Source organism: Pseudomonas mangiferae (assembly GCF_007109405.1).
GTDB lineage: Bacteria > Pseudomonadota > Gammaproteobacteria > Pseudomonadales > Pseudomonadaceae > Pseudomonas_T > Pseudomonas_T mangiferae.
In genome coordinates, this window is the sequence record NZ_VJOY01000003.1 from 1 (window position 1) to 25,895 (window position 25,895).

Annotated in this window: 21 protein-coding genes, 2 tRNA genes and 1 pseudogene; 11 read left to right on the plus strand and 13 right to left on the minus strand. The window is 67.6% G+C overall.

The window, feature by feature from the left end; translation table 11 throughout:
- Positions 1 to 21: 21 nt before the first annotated feature.
- From FM069_RS04375 to FM069_RS04410, 8 genes are all read left to right on the plus strand, one after another.
- The gene (locus FM069_RS04375) at positions 22 to 1,209 is read left to right on the plus strand and encodes an acyl-CoA dehydrogenase family protein (protein WP_143487073.1); all 1,188 of its coding nucleotides are present in this window, start codon (positions 22 to 24) and stop codon (positions 1,207 to 1,209) included.
- A gap of 4 nt (positions 1,210 to 1,213) precedes the next feature.
- On the plus strand, positions 1,214 to 2,323 hold the full coding sequence (locus FM069_RS04380; RefSeq protein ID WP_407681556.1) for a sigma-54 interaction domain-containing protein: 1,110 nt from the start codon (positions 1,214 to 1,216) through the stop codon (positions 2,321 to 2,323).
- Between the two features lie 86 nt (positions 2,324 to 2,409).
- Entirely contained in the window at positions 2,410 to 3,546 is a 1,137-nt protein-coding gene (ssuD, locus tag FM069_RS04385; RefSeq protein WP_143487075.1) for an FMNH2-dependent alkanesulfonate monooxygenase, read from the plus strand.
- A complete protein-coding gene (locus tag FM069_RS04390) occupies positions 3,543 to 4,388 on the plus strand; it encodes an amidohydrolase family protein (protein WP_143487076.1) in 846 nt (281 codons plus the stop codon). Before ssuD ends, FM069_RS04390 begins: the two co-directional genes overlap by 4 nt.
- 222 nt (positions 4,389 to 4,610) lie before the next feature.
- Positions 4,611 to 5,072 carry a MarR family winged helix-turn-helix transcriptional regulator gene (locus FM069_RS04395; protein ID WP_143487077.1) on the plus strand — a complete coding sequence of 154 codons (462 nt, stop codon included), beginning with the start codon at positions 4,611 to 4,613 and terminating at the stop codon, positions 5,070 to 5,072.
- Positions 5,069 to 6,523, plus strand: coding sequence for an efflux transporter outer membrane subunit (locus tag FM069_RS04400; protein ID WP_143487078.1), 1,455 nt, complete (start codon positions 5,069 to 5,071; stop codon positions 6,521 to 6,523). The genes FM069_RS04395 and FM069_RS04400 overlap by 4 nt, the downstream gene beginning before the upstream one ends.
- 10 nt (positions 6,524 to 6,533) lie before the next feature.
- The gene (locus FM069_RS04405; RefSeq protein ID WP_143487079.1) at positions 6,534 to 7,787 is read left to right on the plus strand and encodes an HlyD family secretion protein; all 1,254 of its coding nucleotides are present in this window, start codon (positions 6,534 to 6,536) and stop codon (positions 7,785 to 7,787) included.
- A gap of 4 nt (positions 7,788 to 7,791) precedes the next feature.
- Entirely contained in the window at positions 7,792 to 9,321 is a 1,530-nt protein-coding gene (locus FM069_RS04410; protein WP_143487080.1) for a DHA2 family efflux MFS transporter permease subunit, read from the plus strand.
- A 328-nt stretch (positions 9,322 to 9,649) separates the two neighbouring features.
- On the opposite strand, the gene FM069_RS04415 is transcribed toward FM069_RS04410, so the two are convergent.
- From FM069_RS04415 to FM069_RS04435, 5 genes are all read right to left on the minus strand, one after another.
- Positions 9,650 to 10,186: a 2,4'-dihydroxyacetophenone dioxygenase family protein gene (locus FM069_RS04415; protein WP_407681557.1), complete on the minus strand. Its 537-nt coding sequence runs from the start codon at positions 10,184 to 10,186 to the stop codon at positions 9,650 to 9,652.
- 44 nt (positions 10,187 to 10,230) lie between these two features.
- Complete coding sequence (locus tag FM069_RS04420; protein WP_143487082.1) at positions 10,231 to 11,022, minus strand: SDR family oxidoreductase; 792 nt, start codon at positions 11,020 to 11,022, stop codon at positions 10,231 to 10,233.
- On the minus strand, positions 11,019 to 12,026 hold the full coding sequence (locus FM069_RS04425) for an alcohol dehydrogenase catalytic domain-containing protein (protein ID WP_143487083.1): 1,008 nt from the start codon (positions 12,024 to 12,026) through the stop codon (positions 11,019 to 11,021). Before FM069_RS04425 ends, FM069_RS04420 begins: the two co-directional genes overlap by 4 nt.
- 37 nt (positions 12,027 to 12,063) lie before the next feature.
- Positions 12,064 to 13,431, minus strand: a complete 1,368-nt coding sequence (locus FM069_RS04430) for an MFS transporter (RefSeq protein ID WP_143487084.1) — start codon at positions 13,429 to 13,431, stop codon at positions 12,064 to 12,066.
- Between the two features lie 502 nt (positions 13,432 to 13,933).
- The gene (locus FM069_RS04435; protein ID WP_143487085.1) at positions 13,934 to 15,139 is read right to left on the minus strand and encodes a CaiB/BaiF CoA transferase family protein; all 1,206 of its coding nucleotides are present in this window, start codon (positions 15,137 to 15,139) and stop codon (positions 13,934 to 13,936) included.
- A 215-nt stretch (positions 15,140 to 15,354) separates the two neighbouring features.
- On the opposite strand from FM069_RS04435, the gene FM069_RS04440 reads away from it, so the two are divergent.
- A complete protein-coding gene (locus tag FM069_RS04440; RefSeq protein WP_143487086.1) occupies positions 15,355 to 16,260 on the plus strand; it encodes a LysR substrate-binding domain-containing protein in 906 nt (301 codons plus the stop codon).
- Positions 16,261 to 16,858: 598 nt separating this feature from the next.
- On the opposite strand, the gene FM069_RS04445 is transcribed toward FM069_RS04440, so the two are convergent.
- Both FM069_RS04445 and FM069_RS04450 read right to left on the minus strand, forming a co-directional pair.
- Entirely contained in the window at positions 16,859 to 17,209 is a 351-nt protein-coding gene (locus FM069_RS04445) for a VOC family protein (RefSeq protein ID WP_143487087.1), read from the minus strand.
- A 282-nt stretch (positions 17,210 to 17,491) separates the two neighbouring features.
- Positions 17,492 to 18,046, minus strand: coding sequence for a GNAT family N-acetyltransferase (locus FM069_RS04450; protein ID WP_143487088.1), 555 nt, complete (start codon positions 18,044 to 18,046; stop codon positions 17,492 to 17,494).
- A 144-nt stretch (positions 18,047 to 18,190) separates the two neighbouring features.
- Between FM069_RS04450 and FM069_RS04455 the strand changes: the two genes are divergently transcribed.
- Entirely contained in the window at positions 18,191 to 18,931 is a 741-nt protein-coding gene (locus FM069_RS04455) for a DUF72 domain-containing protein (protein ID WP_143487089.1), read from the plus strand.
- Here the strand turns inward: FM069_RS04455 and FM069_RS04460 are convergent.
- Together FM069_RS04460 and FM069_RS04465 are read right to left on the minus strand one after the other, a co-directional pair.
- The gene (locus tag FM069_RS04460; protein WP_143487090.1) at positions 18,928 to 21,591 is read right to left on the minus strand and encodes an excinuclease ABC subunit UvrA; all 2,664 of its coding nucleotides are present in this window, start codon (positions 21,589 to 21,591) and stop codon (positions 18,928 to 18,930) included. The two genes, FM069_RS04455 and FM069_RS04460, sit on opposite strands and share 4 nt — an antisense overlap.
- Positions 21,592 to 21,663: 72 nt before the next feature.
- A complete protein-coding gene (locus tag FM069_RS04465; RefSeq protein ID WP_143487091.1) occupies positions 21,664 to 22,545 on the minus strand; it encodes a LysR family transcriptional regulator in 882 nt (293 codons plus the stop codon).
- 112 nt (positions 22,546 to 22,657) lie between these two features.
- Here FM069_RS04465 and FM069_RS04470 point away from each other — a divergent pair, with 112 nt between their 5' ends.
- Entirely contained in the window at positions 22,658 to 23,107 is a 450-nt protein-coding gene (locus FM069_RS04470) for a PACE efflux transporter (RefSeq protein WP_143487092.1), read from the plus strand.
- Positions 23,108 to 23,569: 462 nt separating this feature from the next.
- Here the strand turns inward: FM069_RS04470 and FM069_RS04475 are convergent.
- The 4 genes and pseudogenes from FM069_RS04475 to FM069_RS22245 all read right to left on the minus strand — a co-directional run.
- Positions 23,570 to 23,646 (minus strand) — tRNA-Asp (locus FM069_RS04475).
- Between the two features lie 34 nt (positions 23,647 to 23,680).
- Positions 23,681 to 23,756: transfer RNA gene (locus FM069_RS04480), tRNA-Val, on the minus strand.
- 113 nt (positions 23,757 to 23,869) lie between these two features.
- Positions 23,870 to 24,634 carry a methyl-accepting chemotaxis protein gene (locus FM069_RS22240; RefSeq protein WP_407681560.1) on the minus strand — a complete coding sequence of 255 codons (765 nt, stop codon included), beginning with the start codon at positions 24,632 to 24,634 and terminating at the stop codon, positions 23,870 to 23,872.
- Positions 24,635 to 24,727: 93 nt separating this feature from the next.
- Positions 24,728 to 25,762, minus strand: a pseudogene (locus FM069_RS22245) (HAMP domain-containing protein); the annotation flags it as partial.
- Positions 25,763 to 25,895: the final 133 nt, after the last annotated feature.

Here is a 25,895-nt window from a genome sequence, read left to right on the forward strand (position 1 = left end):
CCGCCCCGCCGAGGAAACCCGATGAGCGCCTACCCCCAGCCCGCCGTGCTGAGCCCGCTGCAACGGGCGCGACACCTGGCCGAGCAATTCGCTGAAACCGCGGTGGAGCGCGACCAGCGCGGCGGCACGCCGAAAGCCGAGCGCGACGCCCTGCGCGCCAGCGGCCTGCTGGCCCTGAGCATCCCTACCCAGTTCGGCGGCCTCGGCGCCAGCTGGAGCGAGACCCTCGCCACGGTCCGCGAGCTGGCCCGGGTGGACAGCTCCCTGGCCCACGTCTACGGCTTCCAGCACCTGATGCTGGCCACCGTGCGCCTGTTCGGCCGGCCCGAGCAGTGGCAACCCTGGTTCGAGCAGACCGCCCGGAAGAACTGGTTCTGGGGCAACGCCCTGAACCCCCTGGACACCCGCACGGTGGTGAAATCCTTCGGCGGCTGGCGGGAATTCTCCGGCAAGAAGAGCTTCTGCTCCGGCGCCACCGATTCGGAAATGCTCATCGCCTCGGCAGTGGACGAGAGCGCCGGCGGCAAGCTGCTGATCGCCGCCATCCCCAGCGGCCGCACCGGCATCACCCTGCACGACGACTGGGACAACATGGGCCAGCGCCAGACCGACAGCGGCAGCGCCACCTTCGAGCGGGTACGGGTGGAGGAGTCGGAGCTGCTGCTGGACCCGGGGCCCCTGAGCACACCGTTCGCCTGCCTGCGGCCGTTGATCGCCCAGCTGCATTTCGCCCATGTGTTCCTCGGCCTCAGCGAGGGCGCCTTGGAAGAAGCCCGCCAGTACACGCTGCGGGAAAGCCGGCCGTGGTTCCGCTCCAAGGTCCAGCACGCCAGCGAAGACCCCTATGTGCTGCACCACTACGGCGAGTTCTGGGCCGGCCTGGAAGGCGTACGGCTGCTGGTGGAGCGCGCCGCGGAACGCCTCGACGACGCCTGGGAAAAGCAGCACGGCCTGAGCGCCGAGGAGCGCGCGCAACTGGCCCTGGCCATCGGCGCCGCCAAGGTGGCCGCCACCCGCGTCGGGCTGGACCTCTGCAGCCGGCTGTTCGAGGTCACCGGCGCCCGCGCCACCCATGCCTCCCTGCGCTTCGATCGCTACTGGCGCAACCTGCGCACCCAGACCCTGCACGACCCGGTGGACTACCGCATCCACGAGCTCGGCGAGTGGGCCCTCAACCAGACGCGCCCGACGCCGTCCTTCTATTCCTGAGAGGATGCCCATGCACCTGCTGACCCTGCCGCCCTCCCCGTCCCTGGCCACTTCGATCCGCGCCACCGCCCAGGTCTTCGAGGACCCCAAATCCCAGGCGCTGCTGGCCCACGTGCAGCAGGTCGCCCCCAGCGAGGCCAGCGTGCTGATCATCGGCGAGACCGGCACCGGCAAGGAGCTGGTGGCGCGCCACGTACACAACCTCAGCGGCCGGCGCAGCGGTCCGTTCGTCGCGGTGAATTGCGGGGCGTTCTCCGAATCCCTGGTGGAGGCCGAGCTGTTCGGCCATGAGAAGGGCGCCTTCACCGGCGCCCTCGCGGCCAAGGCCGGCTGGTTCGAGGAAGCCAACGGCGGCACGTTGTTCCTCGACGAGATCGGCGACCTGCCGATGCCGATCCAGGTCAAACTGCTGCGGGTGCTGCAGGAGCGCGAGGTGGTGCGCCTGGGCTCGCGCAAGAGCATCCCGATCAACGTGCGGGTGCTGGCCGCCACCAACGTGCAGCTGGAAAAAGCCATCAACGCCGGCAACTTCCGCGAAGACCTCTACTACCGCCTCAACGTGGTCAGCCTGCACCTGCACCCGCTGCGGGAGCGGCCGGGGGACATCCTGCCCCTGGCCCGGCACTTCATCGCCGAGTACAGCCGGCGCCTGGGCTACCAGGAGATCAGCCTCAGCACCGAGGCCCAGCGCAAGCTGGCCGGCTACGGCTGGCCGGGCAACATCCGCGAGCTGGAGAACGTCATCCACCACACCCTGCTGATCTGCCGCGGCGAGCAGATCCAGGCGGGCGACCTGCACCTGTCGAACCTGCGCATCGAACGCCCGGAGGAGCCTGGCCGGGTCGCCGACGAAACGGCCGACATCTTGCTCCAGCGCGCCTTCCAGAAGCTCTTCGAGGAACAGAGCGGCGCCCTCCACGAGAAGGTGGAAGACGCCCTGCTGCGGGCCGCCTACCGCTTCTGCCACCACAACCAGGTGCACACCGCCAACCTGCTGGGCCTGAGCCGCAACGTCACCCGCGCCCAGTTGATCCGCATCGGCGAGCTGGTGGTGAACAAGCGGCGGCCGGCGCAGACCGTCCAGGGCAACCGGGTCATCAACCTCTCCATCTGAACGCGACGCCGCCGGCAGAGCGGCGCATCCATCACGCCCTGCGAGGCAAACGCCTTTCCCTTACCGGCAACGAGGAACGACCTCCCATGAGTCTGGACATCTTCTGGTTCCTGCCCACTTCGGGCGACACCCGCTACCTGGGCAAGACCGACGCCGGTCGCCCGGCCACCAATGCCTACATGCGGCAGATCGCCGTGGCCGCCGACACCCTGGGCTACGACGGGCTGCTGATCCCCACCGGCGCCAGTTGCCTGGACCCCTGGGTGACCGCCGCCAGCCTGGTGCCGGTGACCCAGCGGATCAAGCTGCTGGTGGCCCTGCGCACCTCCCTGGGCAACCCCACCGCCTCGGCCCGCCAGGCTGCCACCCTCGACCAGGCCAGCGGCGGTCGCCTGCTGCTCAATGTGGTCCCCGGCGGCGACGCCACCGAGCTGGAGGCCGATGGCATCTTCCTCGCCCATGACCAGCGCTACGCCGCGGCGGACGAGTTCCTCCAGGTGTGGCGCCGGGTCCTGCAGGGCGAGACGGTCGACCTGGACGGCGAGTACCTGAAGGTCAAGGGCGCGCAGAACTTCTTCCAACCGGTGCAGCGCCCTTACCCGCCGCTGTACTTCGGCGGTTCCTCGCCGGCCGCCCACGAGCTGGCAGCCAAGCACGTCGACGCCTACCTGACCTGGGGCGAGCCGCCGGCGGCGGTGGCGGAGAAGATCGCCGACGTGCGCGCCCGCGCCGCCCGCCATGGCCGCAGCGTGCGCTTCGGCGTACGCCTGCACGTGATCGTGCGGGAAACCAACGAGCAGGCCTGGGCCGCCGCCGATGCGCTGATCAGCCACCTGGACGAGGCCACCATCGCCGCCGCCCAGGCCAACTACGCGAAGATGGATTCCGAGGGCCAGCGGCGCATGGCGGCGCTGCACGGCGGCCAGCGCGACAAGCTGGAAGTGGCGCCCAACCTCTGGGCCGGGGTCGGCCTGGTGCGCGGCGGCGCCGGCACCGCCCTGGTGGGCGACCCGCAGACCGTGGCGGCGCGCCTGCAGGAATACGCCGACCTGGGTGTCGACAGCTTCGTGCTGTCCGGCTACCCGCACCTGGAAGAGGCCTACCGCTTCGCCGAGCTGGTCTTCCCGCTGCTGCCCGGCAAGGGCAAGGTCACCGTGGAGGGCGCCTTCACCGGCGGCGCGTTCGACGTGCGTGCCGATGCCCGTAAGGGGGCCGCGGCATGAACGTCATCGACATGCGCTGCCGCCCGGCCTATCTCCACGATTTCTTCGGCGCCACCCCGGGCAACCCGGCCCACGCCACCGCCCGCTGGCTGAACCGCCGCGTGGGCACCCGCGGCCCGGACGATCATTTCGAACGGTCGCTGACGGCGGAGGGCTTCCTCGCCGAGGTGCGCGAGGCTGGCCTGCGCAAGGCGGTGGTGGTGGGCCGGCACACGCCGTCCCAGCACCTGCCCAACGACACCATCCATGGCATCGTCCATGGCCACGACGAATTGCTCGGCATCGCCGGGGTGGACCCGGCGCTGCAGGGGGTCGAAGGCGCCCTGGCGGAGATCGACCGCGCCCTGGACGTGCTGGGGTTGTCGGGCATCGACCTGGAACCGGGTTTCGGCGAGCCGGCCCGGCATCCGGACGACCCGCTGTACTGGCCGATCTACGAGCACCTGCAGGCCCGCGGCGTACCGCTGTTCCTGATGAGCGGGCCGACCACCCCGGACCCGGCGTTCAACGACCCCGGCCGCCTGGCCGCCGTGGCCCGGGCCTTCCCGGACCTGGCCATCGTCGCCTACCACGGCTACTGGCCCAACGTGCAGCAGGCCCTGGGGGTGGCGTTCCGCTACGAGAACATCCACCTGGTGCCGGACATGTACCTGTTCCTTCCAGGCAGCGAGGCGTACATCCAGGCGGCCAACGGCTTCCTGGCCGACCAGCTGCTGTTCGGCTCCTCTTACAGCTTCCGGCCGATCCGCCAGAGCATCGAGGACGCCCAGGCCCTGGGCTTGCGGGACGATGTGGCGGAGCGCTTCTTCCACGGCAACGCGGCGCGCCTGCTCCGCCTGTAAGGACCCGTTCGGGCGTCCCCGGTTCCGGGGTCGCCCCCTCTGGACGCGCTGAGCCGCCAGCGCGGGCTCGCGTCCTCCTCGTGAAACGCTCCCAACACAGCTTATCCGTTGCGTGAGCAGGTCAGTCAGCGCTCACGAAACGCATTGTTGCGCCTAGCGACCTTTTAATTCGCTGCCAAGGCAGTAGAATCGCCCGAAATATCTGACCAGGCAGCTACTGCAATGGCATATTTCGACCGGGAGAACTTCCCCCTGCATTACTCGCTGGGTCACCTCATCCACCTGGCCAACCAATACAAGGATGGCCTGCTGGACAAGCACCTGAGTTCCCACGACGTCACCGTCGCCCAATTCAAGGTCCTGCTGTTGCTCGCCCGCGACGGTCTCGACAGCCCGGCCGCCCTGTGCCGCCCCCTGGCCCTGGACAGCGGTGCCATGACCCGCATGCTGGATCGCCTGGAAAGCAAGGGCCTGATCGAACGCACCCGCAACACCGAAGACCGCCGGCAGATTCGCCTGAGCCTCACGGAACAGGGCCGCGCCTTCAGCCTGCACGGCTCGCGCATCGCGGCCGACGCAATGAACGAACTGATCGACCCGCTGGAACCCGGCGAGGTCGACGAGCTTCAACGCCTGCTGCGCAAGCTGCTGGCGCCCTGCCTCAGCGGAGAGACCTCGACATGAATTCCCGCGCCACACTGGCTTCGCTGGCTGCCGCCCTGGCACTGGCGGGCTGCGTATCGTCCCAGGGCCTGCACCCTCAGGGGCGCCTGACCGACCCCGCCGCCCTGCGCACCGAACACACCTATGCCGGCCCGTTGTCGCCGGCTGCCTGGCCTCGTGGAGACTGGTGGAACAGCCTGGGCGACGCACGCCTGGACGGCCTGATCCGCGAAGGACTGGCCTCCAGCCCGGACCTGCAGGTGGCCGACGCCCGCGCCCGCCAGGCCGACGCCGCGGTGCTGGCCGCCGCCGCCGAGCGCCTGCCGGAGATCGGCCTGGGCGCCGATATCACCCGCTCGCGGTTGTCGCGGGTGGACGACCCCTCCGGGGCCGGCGAGCGCTACAGCACCCTGCGCAGCCTGTCGGTACAGGGCGGCTACACCTTCGACCTGTGGGGCGGCCAGCGCGATGCCTGGGAAGCCGCCCTGGGCCGTGCCCGGGCCGGCGAGGTGGACCAGCAGGCGGCGCGCCTGAGCCTGGCCACCGATATCGCCCGCGCCTACAACGACCTGGGCTTCGCCTACACCAGCCAGGACATCGCCGAGCAGGACCTCAAGCGCACCCGGGACATGCTGGACCTGGCCCAGCGCCGGGTCAGCGCGGGCCTCGACAGCGAATACCAACTGCAGCAGACCCAAAGCCTGGAAGCGGCCTCCGAAGCCACCCTCACCGCCACCCGCCAGCAGCTGCGCAGCGCGCAGATCCGCCTGGCGGTGCTGCTCGGCCAGGGGCCTGACCGGGGCGACGACCTGCCGCGCCCGGTGCTGATCGCCCCCACCGCCGTGAGCCTGCCGCCCCAGTTGCCGGCCGAACTGGTGGGCCGCCGCCCGGACCTCGTAGCCGCCCGCTGGCGCGTCGAGGCCGCTGCTAAGGACATCGACGCCACCAAGACCGAGTTCTACCCGAACCTGAACCTGAACCTGGCCGCCGGGGTGAAATCCCTGCTGGGCGACGCGGTGTTCGCCGCCCCCAGCCGCTACTTCAACCTGGGCCCGGCGCTGTCCCTGCCGATCTTCGACGGCGGCCGCCGACGCGCCGACCTGGCCGGCGCCGACGCCGACTATGACCTGGCCGTGGCCACCTACAACCAGACCCTGGTCCGCGCCTTGGGCGACGTCGGCGACACCATCACCCGCCTGCGCGCCTTCGACGAGCAGATCCTCCAGCAGCAGCGTGCCCGCGACATCGCCCGCAGCTCCTACGACATCGCCATGCGCCGCTACGGCGAAGGCATCGGCAGCTATCTGGACTCCCTGACCGTGGAACAACAGCTGCTCCAAGCCGAACGCCAGCTGGCCAGCCTGCAGGCCCAGCGCATCGACAGCGCCATGCTGCTGATGCAAGCCCTGGGCGGCGGCTTCCAACCCACTCCCCTGCCGCCGGTTGCTACGGCCGCGACCCGTACCGACTGAGGACCGAATCATGTCCGACACCGCTCTCACCGACAGCACCGCCGAACCGCGCCAGGACACCCCCGGCCGCACCGCACCGGACAACCGCCCCGACGACGGCGAGCCGAAGAACCCGCGCAAGCGCAAGATGCTGCTCATCGGCCTGGTGATCCTGGTCCTGCTGGCCGCCCTTGGCGTCTACCTCTACCACCTGTTCTACGGACGCTTCCACGAGAGCACCGACGATGCCTACGTGAACGGCAACCTGGTGCAGATCACCCCGCAGACCATCGGCACGGTGACCAGCATCACCGCCGACGACGGTGACTTCGTCCAGCAGGGCCAGGTGCTGGTGCGCTTCGACCCCAGCGACACCGAGGTGGCGATGCAGAACGCCGAGGCCAACCTGGCGAAGACCGTGCGCCAGGTGCGCGGCCTGTACAGCAACGTCGATGCCTACAAGGCCCAGGTGGCGGCGCGCAAGGTGGACGTGGAGCGCGCCCGCGCCGACTTCGCCCGGCGGCAGAAGCTGGCCAGCGGTGGCGCCATTTCCCAGGAGGAACTGGCCCACTCCCGCGACACCCTCACCGCCGCCCAGAGCGCCCTGACCAGCGCCCAGCAGCAACTGGACACCAACCGCGCGCTGATCGACGAGACCCAGGTGGCGTCCCACCCGGACGTCAAGGCGGCCGCCGCCCAGTTCCGCCAACGCTTCCTCGACCATGAGCGCAGCACCCTGGTGGCACCGGTCAGCGGCTACGTGGCGCAGCGCTCGGTGCAGGTGGGCAGCCGCGTGCAGCCGGGCACCCCGCTGATGGCCGTGGTGCCCCTGGACCAGATCTGGATCGACGCCAACTTCAAGGAAACCCAACTGGCCAACATGCGCATCGGCCAGCCGGTGGAGATCGAGGCCGACCTCTACGGCGACGACGTGCGCTACCGCGGCACCGTGGAAAGCCTCGGCGTCGGCACCGGCAGCGCCTTCTCCCTGTTGCCGGCGCAGAACGCCAGCGGCAACTGGATCAAGATCGTCCAGCGCCTGCCGGTGCGCATCCGCCTGGAACCGGACAACCTGCAGAAGCATCCGCTGCGCATCGGCCTGTCCACCGCAGTGGACGTGGACCTGCACGACCAGGACGGCGACGTGCTGGCGCAGAAGCCCCTGGAGCAGCCGCGCTTCTCCACCGACGTCTACGACAAGCAGCTGGCCAAGGCGGATGCCGTGATCCAGCAGATCATCCAGCAGAACGCGCCGGCCAGCGGCCAGGCCTTGAGCGGACGCTGAGACCATGAGCGAAGCGTCCTTCCGCCCGGCGCACATGGGGCTCGCCGTGGTCGGCGTGTCCCTGGCGACCTTCATGCAGGTGCTGGACACCACCATCGCCAACGTGGCCCTGCCGACCATCTCCGGCAACCTGGGGGTGAGCGCGGAACAGGGCACCTGGGTGGTGACCTCGTTCGCCGTGTGCAACGCCATCGCCCTGCCGCTGACCGGCTGGATGGCGCGGCGCTTCGGCGAAGTGAAGCTGTTCCTCGCCTCGGTGGCCCTGTTCGTACTGACCTCGTTCCTCTGCGGCATCGCCCGCTCCATGCCGGAGCTGGTGGCGTTCCGCGCCCTGCAGGGCTTCGTCGCCGGCCCGCTCTACCCCATGGCGCAGACCCTGCTGCTGGCCATCTTCCCCGTCGCCAAGCGCGGCATGGCCCTGGCGCTGCTGGCCATGGTGACGGTGGTGGCGCCCATCATCGGGCCCATCGCCGGCGGCTGGATCACCGACAACTACAGCTGGCCGTGGATCTTCTTCATCAACGTGCCCATCGGCGTGTTCGCCACCCTGGTGGTCTGGGCGCAGCTGCGCAACCGCCCGGAGCAGATCGTCCACCAACCCATCGACTACGTGGGCCTGGCCCTGCTGGTGCTGGGGGTCGGCCTGCTGCAGGTAGTGCTGGACAAGGGCAACGACCTGGACTGGTTCGAATCGCGGTTCATCCTCGGCGCCACCGCCGTCTCGGTGATCGCCCTTCTGGCCCTGGTGATCTGGGAGCTGACCGACAAGCACCCGATCATCGACCTGCGGCTGTTTCGCTACCGCAACTTCACCTTCGGCACCATCGCCCTGGTGCTGGGGTATGCCGGCTTCTTCGGCATCAACCTGATCCTGCCCCAGTGGCTGCAGACCCAGATGGGCTACACGCCGGTCTGGGCCGGCCTGGCGGCGGCGCCCATCGGCATCCTGCCGGTGTTCCTCTCGCCCCTGGTCGGCCGCTTCGCCCACAAGACCGACCTGCGCCTGCTGGCCGCCGGCTCGTTCGTGGTGATCGGCGCTTCCTGCTACATGCGCGCGCAATTCAGCACCGACGTGGACTACTTCCACATCGCCGCAGTGCAGGCGTTCATGGGTCTCGGGGTGGCGCTGTTCTTCATGCCCACCACCAGCATCCTGCTCTCCAGCCTGAAACCCCAGGAGATCGCCGATGGTTCCGGCCTGGCCACCTTCCTGCGGGTGCTGGGCGGCAGCTTCGCCTCGTCCCTGACCACCTGGATCTGGCACCGCCGGGAAATCTTCCACCACGCCCAGCTGACCGAGCACGTCAACGCCTACAACCCCGCCACCCGGGACTACCTGACCCAGCTGGGCGGCAGCTCCACGGCCCACCTCGCCCACCTGGACCAGGTGGTGGAGCACCAGGCCTACATGCTGTCGACGGTGGACCTGTTCACCCTGCTGTCGTGGATGTTCGCCGTGCTGGTGCTGATCATCTGGCTGGCCAAGCCCCCGTTCGCCGCCAAGGGCGGTGGCGATGCAGGGGGTGGGCACTGAGGAAGCGCCTGGTCGCGGGCGGGCCTGCGTGCAGCGGACAGGTGGAAAACGCTTCGCGGTTTTCCACCCTACGAGCAGCGCCCCGTAGGGTGGACATCGCTTTGCATGTCCACCAGCAAGCGGCTGAAAAGCTCAAGGCAATACGCCAGCTGGCGGAATCCGGATAGGTGAAAAACGCTTCGCGGTTTTCCACCCTACGGGGCGGCGCGTCGTAGGATGGACATCGCGTTGCATGTCCACCAGCCACGACTGGAAGCCTCATCTAGTGAACACGCGCCCCGCCTCCGGCTCCCACCGCCACGCGCCACTCCGGCTGACGAACCCGACGCTACCGAACGAACCGGTTCACGTAGTCCGCGCCAAGCCCGATGCGCTCGTAGTGGGCGCGGCAGCTTTCGATCTTGGTGAACACGTCTTCGTAGCCGATGGCGGTGCCCTGGTCGTTCAGGTACACGTAGCCGCCGGTAGCGTGGAAGAGCGTGATCATTTCCGTCACGTCCTCGGGCACGAAGAGCGTATGGATCTCGCCCGGCGGTTCGAAGGCGTAGCCGCCCGCTTCCGCGACCCAGTCGTGCTCCAGGTAGTACCAGCGCCCTTTCAGGGGGAAGGCGTGTACGGGCCCGGTGTGATGGTGCACCGACAGCACGCCGGAACGCCGGACCCGCAGCAGGTTGATGAAATAGCCCTGGGTCGCGTGCAGCATGATCGGCTTGAAACTGACGCCTTCGGATTGCGGCACCCACAGGTGGTCGTCGTCCTCCATGCCGCTGATCATGTTGGGCAGCACGAGCCCGTTGGCGATATGGAAGTGGCGCGGGTGGGCGAACGCGGCGGGCTCGGGCTTGCCGTTGTTTCGGTTAATCACTTGATCTCTCATGGGGTTGGGTACCTTTCTTTTTATGTACGGCGTTATGTCATCAGCCATCCACCGGCGGCATCGATGACCTGGCCGGTGACGAATCCTGATTCTTCCTTCGAGGCGAGGTAGAGGCACAGCGACGCGACCTCGCGGGTGGTGCCGAGGCGCCCCAGGGGGGTCTGGGCCACGTAGACGGCATTCGCCTGGTCGCCGGCGACCGCGACCATCTCCGTGTCGATACGACCCGGCGCGATCGCGTTGACGTTGATGCCGAACGGGCCCAGTTCGCCCGCCAGTTGCCGCGTCAGGCCGATGACCGCGGCCTTGGTCGTGGCGTAGTGCAACGCGCAGACGTCCAGGTAGGCCTTCCCGGCGACGGACGACATGGAAACGATGCGGCCGAAGCGGCGGCGCTTCATGCCAGGCACGACGAGCTTGGAGAAATAGAAGAGCCCGTTCAGGTTCACGTCCACGACCCGAAGCCATTCCTCGACACCGATTTCATCCACGGGCAAGCCGCGCCCGTTGGTCTTGGGCGAGATGCCGGCGTTGTTCACCAGGGTATCGATAGGCCCCAGCAGCGCCTCGGCGCGTGCGAAGGCAGCCTCACAGGAGGCGAAGCTGCCGATGTCGGCCTGGATGAAGAGCACGCCGTCATGGGCCTCGCGCAGGGCGCGTTCGGCCGCCTGGCCGAGCGCCTCGTCATGGTCCACGTAGACCACGCGGGCACCGCCTTCGAGAAAGGCCCGGACGATGGCCAGCCCGATGCCCCGCGCGCCGCCGGTGACCAGAACGTTGCGACCGGCGAAGGGCCCCGTGCGGCCCGCAGTGGCGTCGCTCATAGCACGACCACCATCTTTTCCACCTTCTCGGGGTGCTCGATGGAGTAGTCCATCATGGCCGGCAGCGTATCGAGCCCCTCGGAGACCGAGATGATCTGCTCCACCTTGCTGACGTTGCGGCGCAGCAGGGCGACCGCGTCGGCGAAGACATTCGAGCTGTTGCGCGACCCGATGATGTCGATTTCCTTCGCCACCACGGTGCTGATGGGGATCGGCAGGTCCTTGCCGGACATCCCGATCAGCACGTAGCGTCCGGCGGCCCGCAGCAGGTCGATCCCCAGCCGAATGGCGGGCTCCACCGCGACCGCGTCGATGACCGCCGTCACGCCGCCCCCGGTGTATGCACGAAGGGCCTGCGGGTCGTCCCGCTCGGGGTTGAAGACCTGGTCGGCGCCCAGCGCCCTGGCCTTTTCCAGGCGCGAGGCCATGACGTCGGAAATGACGACCTGCGCCCCGATGTCCTTGCAGGCGAGCAGCGTGGCCAGGCCGATGGGCCCGGCGCCCAGCACCAGGACGATGTCGTCGGCCTGGATGCGCCCACGCTTCACCGCCTGCACCGCGATGGACAGCGGCTCGGCGAAGGTCGCCACCTGGGGCTCCAGGTCGTCGCTCCCGTGCATGAGGTATTCCGGCACCACCACCCGCTCCTGGAACGCGCCCGGCCGATGGACCCCGAAGATGGCCAGGCTCTCGCAGCAGTTGTAGCGGCCCTGGCGGCAGGCGTAGCAGGTGCCGCAGCGCAGCAGTGGTTCGATCACCACCTGGCTGCCCTCCGGCAGCGTTTCCTTACACTCAGGGCCGTAGCGGAGGATTTCCCCGCAGAACTCATGGCCCTGCACCATCGGCAACCGGGCATAGGGGTGATGGCCGAGGTAGATGTGGTGATCCGACCCGCAAATGCCCACCGCACGCACTTGCAGCAGCACCTGGCCGGGCCCTACCTCCGGCTCCTCCACCTCGGTCAGGGACAGGTGCCGGGGCTTTTCAGTCACGTAAGCTTTCATGAATCTGCCTCTTGTTGTAATGGCCGGACGTGCGCCATCAGCCGAGCGATTCGGCGTTCACGGCGGGAACGGGGTTGGGGCGGAAGGTGTAATAGACCCCCTTGATGCAGATCGCCAACGCGGCCACGCCTGCGGGCACCGCGAGGGCCAGGAAGATCTCGTGGGGCTGCCAGCCCCGCGACAGCAGGATGCCGCCCATGGACGCCCCCACCACGCCGCCGAAGCGCCCGACGCCGAGTACCCAGCTCACGCCGGTGGCGCGGTATTGAGTGCGGTAGAACTGGGTGGCGAGGATTACCGTCTGCACCTGGCAGCCCATGGCGAGCCCCGCCAGGAACACCAGCATCTGCTGCATCATCACGTCGTTCAGGGGGTGGAAGGCGATGGCGATCATGCACAGCGCGGAGGCGGCATAGGCCGTGGAAATCACCACGTAGCCGCTCATGCGATCCATCAGCCAGCCCATGACGATGTTGCCCACGGTGCTGCCGGTGAGGAACAGACCGGTGACCACCGCGGCCTGGGTCACCGAGACACCGGCCTCGATCATCATGGTGGGCAGCCAGCCGGTCACCGTGTAGACGATGATCAGCCCCATGAAATAGGTCAGCCACAACATGAGGGTGCCCAGGCCGTTGTTGTTGGCGAACAAGGCGAACACCGGCGACGACGTTCTGGATTGGGGATTCACGCTTTCCGGCAACACGAATGTCGCGTTCGTGAAATCGACCGAGGAAGAGATCTTCCGGAGGATTCGCGCGATCCTTTCCGCGGGCGCATTGCGGCACACCAGGAACCGCACCGACTCCGGCAGGATGAAGACCAGGAAGAGCGCGCAGATCAAGGGCAATACACCGCCGATGAACAGCAGGCTGCGCCAGCCGTAGGACGGCACGACGGCGGAGGCGACGAACCCGGCGGATGCCGAACCGATGGAAAGCCCGCAGAACATCAGGGTCGACAGGATCGACCGGCGACGATGCGGCACATATTCGCTCATCAGCGTGACCGCGTTCGGCAACGCCGCCCCGAGCCCGAGGCCGGTCACGAAGCGGAAGAAGGTCAGCGAACCCAGGGACCAGGCGGCGGCGCTGGCGAGGGTCATGGCGCCGAACAGCACCGTGGAAATGACGATGACTTTCTTCCGTCCGAACACATCGGCAAGCGGCCCGGCCGTCAATGCGCCGAAGGCCAGCCCCAGCAGGGCGGCGCTCATGACCGGTGCCAGCGCGGCCTTCGACACCTGCCATTCGGCGATCAGCGAAGGAGCGATGTAGCCCATGGCGGCGGTATCAAGTCCGTCGATGAACACCACCAGAAAACAGAGAACGAGTATCTTCCACTGAAACGCGGAAAACCGGTTGTTATCGAGAAAGTTCTCGACGTCTATTATTTTTTTATTCACCGACTGCCTCCTTATAATTTTTGTGGCGTGAGCGGTTTTAATGGGTTTCCACAACGACTTCGGTTTTCAGGGAATACCACCAGCTGTTTTCAGCGATTCCCGTAGTGGGTCCGTAATACCGGTTGCACGCTCAGGCGCTTCGCAACCCCCGTGATGCCGGGTTGAAAAGCGAAACGCTTTTCACCGGGTTCGCGAATTCATCATGGGAATTCGCCCACTTCCTGAGAAGCAAATATTCCCAAATACACCGTTCTGGAATGGTTAACACCCGGCGGGGCGCTCTTATATTCCGCGAAGGGAATGGATGGGAGTTGGCAAAGCCGATAACGTCCCGCATGAATGAACTCGGTTTTATTGCGTGACGCATGATTGTTGCGCGTCCCTGTATACGCGCTCGTCTGATCGACACTCCGTGCGTTCCAACCGCCGGCATGGGCTGGCGAACCCCCTAGGCCATGCGCCGATCGCGAACAACGTGCGTAAGGAAAAGCGGCCCCCTTCTTCACAGGGTTCCTCCCTGCCGCAGCTTGTCGATATCCGAAGGCTGGTAGCCGAGTTCCTGGAGGATCGACTCGGTGTGCTGGCCGACGCTCGGAATGGCTCCCATGCGTGGTTGGAAGGCCGCGTTGGCCCCTGGCGGCAGCAAGGCCCGGATCGAACCGGCGGCGCTCTGTACCTCGGTCCAGCGACCGCGCGCTTCCAGCTGGGGATGCGTCCAGACGCCGTGCATGTCGTTGACCCGCGCATTGGCGATGGGCGCCTCGTCGAGGCGCGCCACCACCTCGCCGGTGGCAAGGCAGGAGAACGCCTCGACGATGATCGCCCGCAACGCCTCGCGGTTCTCGGAGCGCCGGGTGTTGGTGCTGAAGCGCTCATCGACCAGCAGCCCGGGTTGCCGCAGCACCTTCTCGCAGAACAGCGCCCACTCGCGCTCGTTCTGCAAGCCGAGCATCACGGTGCCACCATCCCCCACCGGGAAGGGGCCGTAGGGGTAGATCGTGGCGTGCGCGGCGCCGGCGCGGGCCGGCGGCCTGGCGTCGTCATAGGCGTAGTACAGCGGGTAGCCCATCCACTCCACCAGGCTCTCCAACATGCTGACGTCGATGCGGCTGCCCTCGCCGGTCTTGTCCCGGAGCAGCAGCGCGGACAGCACGCCGGTATAGGCATACATGCCGGCCGCGATGTCGGCGATGGAACAGCCGGCCTTGGCCAGTTCGTCCGCGCCCGGGCCCCCGGTGACCGAGAGAAAGCCACCCTCGCTCTGGATCAGCAGGTCGTAGGCCTTCTTCTGCTCGTAGGGCCCACCCTCGCCGTAGCCGGAAATGTCGCAGACGATCAGCCGTGGGAAGCGGGCATGGAGCTGCTCGAAGGACAGCCCCATGCGCGCCGCGGCACCCGGCGCGAGGTTCTGCACCAGCACGTCGGCCTTTTCCAGGAGCTGCTGCAGGATGGAGTCGGCGCCATCTTTCTTCAGGTCCAGCGCGAGGCTTTCCTTGGACCGGTTGGTCCAGACGAAGTGGGACGACAACCCGCGGGCACGGGTGTCGTAGGCGCGGGCGAAGTCGCCGCTTCCCGGGCGCTCGATCTTGATGACCCGGGCCCCCAGGTCCGCCAGTTGGCGCGTGCAGAACGGCGCCGCGATCGCGTGCTCCAGGCTGACGACGGTGAGACCGTCCAGGGGCCGGGGTGAATGTGCCGGGGATGCCATCTTCGGAGCTCCAGTGATTGAGAGCGGCGCGTCAGCCGCCGGTCGTGGACCACGATCGGTCGCCCGCAAGGGGCGTCGCGTCAGGCGACCCGGCCGGTGACGAGGCCTTGTTGTTGTGGGGCCATCATGGAAGCGATCTGGCGTTTTGAGAATTTGCGTTTACTAAATGGAGCGTTCTGAATAGTTTAACGCCACACCGCCCACGAGCCGCCGCCATGCACCTGGACCTCACCGACCTGCGCCTGTTCATCCACATCGCCGAAGCGCCCAGCCTGACCCAGGGCGCCAAGCGCGCCTTCATGTCTGCCGCGGCGGCCAGCGTGCGAATCAAAGCGCTGGAATCCCAGCTCAACACCCACCTGCTCTACCGGGACAGCCGCGGCGTCGAGCTCACCGAGGCCGGCCAGCGGCTGCTCAAGCACGCCCGGCTGATCATGCGCCAGGTGGGCTACCTGAAGACCGAGTTCGACGAGTACGGCGCCGATGCCTCCGGCCACATCCGTATCTTCGCCAACACCACCGCGGTCACCGAGTTCCTCCCGGAGATCCTGGCCGGCTTCCTGGCCAGGAGCCCGGGGGTCACGGTGGACCTGCAGGAACGCATGTCCCGGGACATCGTGCGCGGCGTGCTGGAAGGCTCCACGGACCTGGGGGTCATCGCCGGCCCGGTCGCCGCCACCGGCCTGCAGGCCATCCACTTCAGCACCGATACGCTGGTCCTGGTCGTGCCCAAGGGCCACCCGCTGGACAGCCCGGCCCCCGTCAAGCTGGCCGAAGCGCTGGGCTACCACCACGTCGGCCTGCAGGCCGGCAGCACCCTCCAGGAATTCATGACCGAACAGGCGGAGCGCCTCGGCCAGCACCTGACCTGGCGCATCCAGGTGACCAGCTTCGAGTCGATCTGCCGCATGGTCGAGGCCGGCGTGGGCATCGGCGTGATCCCGGAATCCGCTGCGCGGCGCCACATCAGGACCATGGACCTGTCGATCATTCCCCTGGACGAACCCTGGTCGGTTCGCGAACGCAGCATCCTGGTCCGCGAACTCCAGGCCCTGCCCGGCTGCATCCGCGCCCTGGTCAACCTGATCACCACGGGCAATGCGCCAGCCGTTGCACCGTAGGGGCAGGCGTGGCGGCACGGTCGGTGGAAAACGCTTCGCGGTTTTCCACCCTACGGGGCCGAGGTCGTAGGGTGGACAACGTTCACTTGTCCACCTTCGGGACGAGCGCAGGTGGGTGGATTCGAGATGCCATGCTGGGCAGCGTCAGCTCCGAAAATCGGTGGAAAACGCTTTGCGGTTTTCCACCCTACGGGCCGAAGTCGTAGGGTGGACAACGTTCACTTGTCCACCTTCGGGGCGAGCGCAGGTGGTTGGATTCGAGACGCCAGGCTGGGCAGCGCAGGCTCGGAAGATGGTGGAAAACGCTTCGCGGTTTTCCACCCTACGGGTCGAGGTCGTAGGGTGGACAACGTTTACTTGTCCACCTTCGGGATGAGCGCAGGTGGGTGGATTCGAGATGTCAGGCTGGGCAGCGTCAGCTCCGAAAATCGGTGGAAAACGCTTTGCGGTTTTCCACCCTACGGGCCGAAGTCGTAGGGTGAACAACGTTTACTTGCCCACCCGTGGCCTACCCCACTCTCCAGCATTCCCTGCCCTCTTACCTCCCGAGCATTCCGACGGTAATCGCCAGAACGCACTCACGCACCGATCCCCCACCTCACTCCTCGCGCAACCCGATGCAATTTCCCCAGGGGTCGCGCACCTGGCACATGCGCCCGCCGCCGAGCAGGGTCAGGGGGCCTCGATAGAGGGGTGCCCCCAGCGCCCCGAGGCGGGCCACCTCGGCGTCGAGGTCGGCGACCCGCCAGTAGACCACCGAGCCCGCGGCACCGCTGGCCACCTTGCTGTCCGCATCGACGATTTCCAGGGCCACCCCACCCAGTTGCAGATGGCCGAAGTCGTCCGGGTCGTGGACGATGCGCCGTGCAGCGGGGAACGCGTGGGCGTACCAGTCGGTGCCTGCGCTCCAGTCGGACACGTGGATCAGGATGGAAAGGATGGGACTCATCAAAGAAGGCCTTCTGGGAGGGGCAGTGTCGGGTGAGGTCCTGACAGAGGTCAGGACAGGTGGAAAACGCTTCGCGGTTTTCCACCCTACGTGGGCGACGTGGTGGCGGACACCAGTTTGTGCCCACCGATGCAGAACCGTAGGGTGGACACCGTTCACGTGTCCACCGATGCGATCGACCCTTTCACTTCCGGAACAGACGCAGCCCCTCCAGAAAACGGACGAACAGGTATTACCGCTCACCAGCCGGTAGCCACCGGAACCTTCATGCCGCAACCCGGCTCATTCACCGCGCCACTCGTCGCGCAGCAGGCCATACAGGTGGGTATCGTAGGTCCTGCCTTTGCGGGTCCAGCGCTGGCGCAACAAACCCTCGCGCTGGAAGCCCAGGCGCTCCAGCAAGGCGCTGGAGGCGCGGTTGTCCGGGTTCACCTCGGCTTCCAGCCGGCGCAGGCCAAGCGAGCCGAACGCGTGGGCGCAGAGGTGACGCAGGGCTTCGTGCATCAGGCCTTGCCCCCAGTGTGCGCGGCCCAGTACATAACCCAGTTCGGCCCGCGCGCTGTCCGCGTCGTAGCGGAACAGCAGCACGCTGCCTACCACCGGTCCGGCTGCGCCCAGGGCGATCACCAACTGGCGAGTCGTGCCCTCCGCTTCCTGGGCACGCATCCGCGCCAGCCAGGCCGCCCCATCTTCCAGGCCGGCCCAGGTCGCATAGGGCAGGTAGGCGGTCACCTGCTCGTCGCCGTTGACCTTCAGCAGGTCGGGAAGATCGGCTTCGCCCACGGCGCGCAGGGTCAGGCGCGGGGTGGCCAGGGGGTCGAGAGGGGGCAGTGACATGCAGCGCTCATTCCTCGGGGCGGGCGGCCGATCCGCCCAGGCCTCCTGACTGTAGCGGCCTTCGCCGAAAGCGCCTCTTCCGATGCGCCAGCACCCACGCCATGCCGGGCGGTCGGATGATTACGCGCACCACGAGGACCACCGATGCCGACCGTCACACCGATCTACCTGGGTTGCGCGGGCTGGAGCCTGCCCCGGGAGCAATGGCCCGCCTTCCCCGAGGCCGGCAGCCACCTGCAGCGCTACGCCGCGCGCTTCCCGGCGGTGGAGATCAACAGTTCGTTCTACCGTCCGCACCGCCCGGAGACCTATGCGCGCTGGGCCGCCAGCGTGCCATCGACGTTCCGCTTTTCGGTGAAGGTGCCCAAGCAGATCACCCATGAACGACGCTTGCAGGGGTGCGACGAGGCCCTGCAAGGCTTCCTCGACCAGTGCACCCGGCTCGGCGATACCCTCGGTTGCCTGCTGATCCAGCTGCCACCGTCGCTGCGTTACGAGGCTCCGGTGGCGGAAGCGTTCTTCGGCGCGCTGCGGGCGCGCTACGCCGGCGACGCGGTGCTGGAACCGCGGCACGACAGCTGGCTAGAGGCCGAGCCACTGCTACGTGCGCAACGCATCGGCCGGGTGGCCGCCGATCCCACGCCCCTCAGCGGTGGCGACCGGCCGGCGGGCTGGCCCGGCATTCGCTATTACCGCCTGCATGGCTCGCCGCGCATCTATTACTCCAGCTACCCTCGCGACGACCTGGAGCGCCTGGCGCAGACCCTGCGCGCCGAGCAGGACCAGGGGGCGAGCGCCTGGTGCATCTTCGACAATACCGCCAGCGGCGCCGCCGTGCCCAACGCCCTGGAACTGGACGCCCTGCTCCGCCCGGCCGCCGGCTAACCGGCCCTGCGCGCCAGGGCGTTCCGCAGGTACGCCGCGGTGCGGCTGCGGGGCTCGGCGGCCACGGTCTCCGGCGTGCCGCTGGCCACCACCTGCCCACCCTCCTCGCCCGCGCCCGGCCCCAGGTCGATCACCCAGTCGCAGCCGGCCACCACGCCCATGTTGTGCTCCACCAGTACCACGCTGTTGCCATCGGCCACCAGGCCGTCCAGCTGGACCAGCAGCCGGTCGATATCCAGCGGGTGCAGGCCGGTGGTGGGCTCGTCGAGGACGAACAGGGTGGCGCCCCGCTGGCTGCGCTGCAGTTCGGTGACCAGCTTGATGCGCTGGGCCTCGCCGCCGGACAGTTCGGTGGCCGGCTGACCCAGGCGCAGGTAGCCGAGGCCGATGGCCTTGAGCAGGTGCAGCGGGCGGACGATGCCCGGCTGGTCGGCGAAGAACCCGCAGGCGTCATCCACCGTGAGGCCGAGGACATCGGCGATGGTCTTGTCCTGCCAGGTGATGGCCAGGGTGTCGGGGTTGTAGCGGGCCCCCTGGCAGGTGGGACAGGGCGCATAGACGCTGGGCATGAACAGCAGCTCGACGCTGACGAACCCCTCGCCTTCGCAGGTGGGGCAGCGCCCCTTGGCGACGTTGAAGGAAAAGCGCCCGGCGTCGTAGCCGCGCTTCCGGGCGGCAGGGGTCGCGGCGAACAGCTTGCGGACGGCGTCGAACAACCCGGTGTAGGTGGCGAGATTGGAGCGCGGCGTGCGGCCGATGGGCATCTGGTCCACCTGCACCAGGCGCCGGATCGTCTCCAGGCCACCGGTGATGCGGCCACCGACCGGTTGCAGGGGTGCATCGTCCAGGCTCGCCGACTCTTCGTCCTCCGCTTCAGCGCTCCGCCCCAGGTGCGCCCCCACCAGGTCCAGCAAGGCCTGGCTCACCAGGCTGGACTTGCCCGAGCCGGAGATGCCGGTCACCGCGCACAGGCAGCCCAGGGGGATCGCCACCTGCAGATCCTGCAGGTTGTTACGACTGACGCCCTCCAGCCGCAGCCAGTGGCGCGGGATGCGGCGCGGCCGGTCCAGGGGCTGCGCCTCGTCGAACAGGTAACGCCGGGTGTGGGACGCCGCCACCGCCGCCAACCCCGGCGGCGGTCCGCTGTAGAGCACCTGGCCGCCGTGCTCGCCGGCCTCCGGCCCCACGTCCACCAGCCAGTCGGCGCGGCGCATGGTCTCCAGGTCGTGCTCCACCACGAACAGCGAATTGCCCGCTGCCTTGAGCTGCTCCAGGGCATCGAACAGCGCCTCGGCATCCGCCGGGTGCAGGCCTGCGGTAGGTTCGTCGAGCACGTAGATCACGCCGAACAGCTGGGAGGTCAGTTGGGTGGCCAAGCGCAGCCGCTGCAACTCGCCGGAGGAAAGGGTCGGCGTGCTGCGCTCCAGGGCCAGGTGGCCCAGCCCCAGGTCGTTCAGGGAAACGATGCGCTGCAACAGGTCGCTGGCCAGCCGGCGCGCCGCGAGGCGCTTCTCCGGGGACAGAGCACCGGTGCGGCGCACGTCCGGTGCCCCGACATGGGCCGAGCCGCCGGCCGCCACCCGGCGCGCGGTGTCCGCCCGGGCGCGCTCGCGGCCGAGAGGGCGTTCGGGCACCGTCTCGTCGGCCCCGTAGCGCCCCTCGGCCACCTCGTGCAGCAGGTCGGCCAGGCGCACCAGCGGCAGCCGCGACAGCTCGCCGATGTCCAGCCCGGCGAAGGTCACCGACAGCGCCGCGCGGGTCAGGCGCTTGCCGTCGCACACCGGGCAGAGCCCGCCCACCATGAACTGCGAGACCCGCTTCTTCATCAGCGCGCTCTGGGACTGGCTGAAGGTGTGCAGGACATAACGCCGGGCGCCGCTGAACGTGCCCTGGTAGCTAGGCTCCAGCTTGCGCTCCAGAGCCCGGCGGGTCTCCTGCGGGGACAGGCCGGCGTACACCGGCACCGTCGGCTGCTCGTCGGTGAACAGGATCCAGTCGCGCTGCTCCCGGGGCAGGTCGCGCCAGGGAATGTCGACGTCGTAGCCCAGGGTGACGAGGATGTCCCGCAGGTTCTGCCCCTGCCAGGCGGTGGGCCAGGCCGCTACCGCGCGCTGACGGATGGTGAGGGAATCGTCCGGCACCATGGAGCGCTCGGTGACCTCGTAGACCCGTCCCAGGCCATGGCAGCGGGGACAGGCACCCTGGGGCAGGTTGGGCGAGAAATCCTCCGCGTACAGCATCGGCTGGTCCGGCGGGTAGTGCCCGGCGCGGGAATACAGCATGCGCACCAGGCTCGACAGGCCGGTGACGCTGCCCACCGAGGAGCGCGTGCTGGGCGTCCCCCGCTGCTGCTGCAGGGCCACCGCCGGCGGCAGGCCATCGATGGCGTCCACCTCCGGCACGCCCACCTGGTCGATCAGCCGCCGCGCGTAGGGCGCCACGGACTCGAAGTAGCGCCGCTGGGCCTCGGCGTAGAGCGTACCGAAGGCCAGGGAGGATTTGCCGGAACCGGAAATACCGGTGAACACCACCAGGGCATCCCGGGGAATCCGCAGGTCGACGTTCTTCAGGTTGTGTTCGCGGGCGCCGCGCACCTGGACGAAGCCGGTGAATGGCGGCAGATCGGCGCGTGACGGCGGCGCCTTGCGGTCAGAGGCCATGAGCGAGGGGTTCCAGGACGATGTCTGCCTTGGAGGGTCGCCGACGGCGGCGTGTTCCAGCGACCGGAGGGGTCAGGCCGAGGTGCCCAGCAGCGCCACGAATTCCCGGGCCGCCTTGCGCAGCGGGTTGCTGCGCAGCCAGACCGCATGAACCGGCAGCTTCAGCTCGTTGGGGGTGTTGCGGAAGGCGATCCGGGTCAGCCGTCCCTGGGCGAGCCGCGGGGCGATGGCCGACAGCGGAAAATTGCCCCAGCCCAGCCCCGCTTCCACCAGGTCGAGGGCGGTGGCCAGGCTGTCGGTGCGCCAGAAGGACTCCGCCACCAGGGGGCGGGTATCGGCCAGGGGTCGCTCGCGGCTGGCCACCAGGATCTGGCGGATCTGCACCAGGTCCTCCAGGTACAGGGCGCGCCCGGCCGCCACCGCGGGGTGATCGCGGGCGAGGACCGCCACCAGCGACGCGCTGCCCACCCGCTGGAACGCCTCGCGCACCTCCACGCCGAGACCGGCGAAGGCCAGCACGACATCGAGATGGCCCGCGTGAAGCCCGGCCAGGATGTCATCCTGGGGCGCCGTCGCCACGTCGATCTCCAGCAACGGGTAACGGTCGGCCAGGGTCTTCACCGCGGCCACCAGGGGCGCGCGGTCGAGGTCGGCAGCGATCCCCAGGGCGAGGCGGCTCTCCAGCCCGGTGGACAGCTCCAGGGCATGCACCTGCAACTGCTGCAGTTGCTGGGCGACCATCCGCGCGTAAGGCACCAGGGACTGGGCCTGGGCGGTGGGCACCGGCTCGCGCCGGGAGCGGTCGAACAGCACCAGGCCCAGCTCGGCTTCCAGGTTGGCGATTCCCATGCTCACTGCTGACGGCACTTTTCCCAGGGATCGCGCCGCCGCCGAGAACGACCCCCGTTCGATCACCGCGAGGAACAACTGGATGTTGTCGCTGGAAAACCCCATGACGTTCTTTCTCCAAAACTGACAGGAGCCAACTTTTCCTTCATCAGTGCTGACTCTACCGTGTCCCGCCTGCCCTCGCATTCCCGGGTGGTAGACGCTACGAGGACATTCCGTGCAAGGCTTGAAACGCAAACTGCTGTACGTCTCGTTGTACGAGGTCATCGGCATGATCATTTCCACCACTGGCCTGGCTCTGCTGTCGGGCACCGCCCCCACCCATACCGGTCCGCTGGCGGTGATGATCACCAGCGTCGCGGTGACCTGGAACCTGATCTACACCTACCTCTTCGAATGGTGGGAGAGCCGCCAGGCCGAACGCGGACGCGGTGCCAAGCGGCGCATCCAGCACGCGGTGGGCTTCCAGCTGACCCTGATCGTCTTTCTCATCCCGCTGATCGCCTGGTGGATGGGCACCACCCTCTGGGACGCCTTCCTGCTGGACGTAGCGCTGATCGTGCTGATCCCCTGCTACACCTTCGGCTTCAACTGGACTTTCGACCGGCTGTTCGGGCTGCCCGCCTCCGCCCTGCCCGCGGCGCCCGCAGCCGATGGCACCTCGTGAGGCGTTCGGTCTTACGCACGAATAGCGAAAGTCCTACACGACGTCGGGTGGGCTGGCGCTGGTCCGCACCTCCACACTTTCGTATTCTTTGCTTCACCAACTGCAGCACAGGATGTGCTCAGGTCAGGGATGACGTGACCTTCGCCAGGACGGCGGCCGACAGGATGTTGGCATGCAAGGTCAGCAAAAACCCGCTTCGGCGGGTTTTTTGTTGCCTGGAGAAAAGTGCCGGACCTGCGCTATTGCGGGAACCGGGGACCACCGCTCGAAGACCTGCGCAGGCGACGCTGCCGGCGGGTTTGAAAGGTGCAGGCGATGGCAGAGGATGGAAGCTGTCGTTCTGAGAAGTGGGCCGACTCGATGCGCATCCAAGCACGCCATCCAGTCGCTCGGCCCTTTCCGAAGGCACAAAAAAAGCTGCCCGTAGGCAGCTTCTTCTGTTTCTCCGCGAGGAGAAGGATATGGCGCAGCGGACGGGACTCGAACCCGCGACCCCCGGCGTGACAGGCCGGTATTCTAACCGACTGAACTACCGCTGCGCGTCGGCCGGACTTTCGTCCGTAATTCGCAAGATGGTGGCTGATGACGGGATCGAACCGCCGACCCCCTGCGTGTGATGCAGGTGCTCTCCCAGCTGAGCTAATCAGCCGATCGCCTTGCGAGGTGGCGAAATTTACGCAGTGGCCGATGCTAAGTCAATACCCGGCTTGGGTTTTTTTATGAAACCCATGACCGGACGCCATCGGCGCCCGGCCCTCTTCCTCAGATGCGGAAGCTGTCCACCAGGACTTTCAGGCGGGTGGCCTGTTGCTCCAGGTCGGCGCAGGCGCGCAGGGTGGCGTGAAGGTTCTCCACGCCTTCTTGGTTGAGGGTGTTGATCTCGGTGATATCCATGTTCAGGGTCTCGATCACCGAGGTCTGTTCCTCGGTGGCGGTGGCCACGGACTGGTTCATGCCGTCGATCTCGCCGATGCGGTGGGTCACGCTGCTCAGGCGCTCGCCGGCCTGGTTGGCGATCTCCACGCTTTCCTCGCTGTAGCGCTGGCTCTCGGTCATGGTATTGACCGCTTCACGAGCACCCACCTGCAGCTCCTCGATCATCTTCTGGATTTCCTGGGCCGATTCCTGGGTCCGGTGGGCCAGGTTGCGCACCTCATCCGCCACCACGGCGAAGCCACGACCGGCCTCGCCCGCCCGGGCGGCCTCGATGGCAGCGTTGAGCGCCAGCAGGTTGGTCTGCTGGGAAATGCTCTTGATCACTTCCAGGATCTGCCCGATGTTCACCGTCTTGCTGTTGAGGGTCTCGATGTTGGCGCAGGAATCGCTGATCTTCGCCGACAGCTCGCTCATGGCGCGAATGGTCCGCTCCACTACCTGACGGCCATCCTCGGACTGCACCCGGGCCTCGGAGGCCTGGTTGGACGCATCCGCGGCGTTGCGGGCGATTTCCTGGGCGGCGGCGCCCAGCTCGTTGATGGCGGCGGCCACGCTGTTGGTGCGCTGGGCCTGCTCGTCGGAGTTGCTCATGGACGAGTTGGAAGCATTGAGCACCAGCTTGGCGACTTCATTGACCTGGGCGGTGGTGGAGGACACCTCGCGGATCGAACCGTGGATGCGCCCGACGAAGTGGTTGAAAGCGGTGGCCAGCTCGCCGAACTCGTCCTTGCCCTGGACGTCCAGGCGCTTGGTGAGGTCGCCCTCGCCCTGGGCGATGTCCTTCATGGCCGCGCCCATGTGGGTCAGTGGCAGCAGCAGCACGCGGATCAGCATCCCCAGCAGCAGGATGATCGCCACCAGCGCGATCACCGTCGCCAGGATCGCCGAGGTGCGGAATTCCCGCAGGGAGGCGTAGGCCTTGTCCTTGTCGATGGACAGGCCCACGTACCATTGCACCGAGGGCAGCCCAGTGACCGGGCTGAAGGTGACGATACGATCCTCGCCGTCAAGATTGCGCACTTCGTTGAGGGCATCGTTGATGGGCGGCGCGCCCTCGGGATAGATCTCCTTGAGGTTCTTCAGCACGCGGTTCTGGTCCGGATGCACCAGCACCGTGCCGTCGCCGCTCACCAGAAACGCGTAGCCCATGCCGCCGAAGTTCAGCGAGTTGACGATCCGCGCGATGGTTTCCAGCTTGAGGTCACCCGCCGCCACACCTCGGGTACCCGCCCCGCTGCCCACGGCCTTGGCGATGGTGATCAACAGCCCGTTGCTGCTGTCGGCGTCCATGTACGGCGGCGTCAGAACGGTGGTGGAAGCGGCCGCGGCGCCCTGGTACCAGGGCCGCGTGCGCGGGTCATAGCCGGCGGGCAGCTCGGTGTCCGGGGACTGCTGGTAGCCGCCATCGCCATGTCCGTAGTAGGCATAGAGGAAGGTGGACTTCATGGACTCGTGCTGCAGCGCGCCCAGCACTGCTTCCGGCTGGTCATCCTTGGCCACCGTCTGGGCCAGGTTCTCCACCAGCAGGATGCGCCCGCTGAGCCAGTTCTGGATGTTGCTGGCGGTGACCGTCCCCATTTCACGCAGGTAACTCTGCAGCTCGGTGCGGATGGACCGTCGCTGGAGATAGTCGTTGTACAGCGTGAAGCAGGAGAACGCGGCGATCACCACCAAGGACGCCGCCAACAGGATCTTGTGGCTGAACCTGAGATTTTTCATGGCTTTCCTTCCCCTAGAAACCGTAATGAAGGCAGGTCCCGCGGGACCCACCGCGGTAACGCACAAGGCGTTTTCTGTGAAGCTCACGCCCTATGCAGACCATAGTTGAGCGAAATGGTCGCAGGGTCGAGCG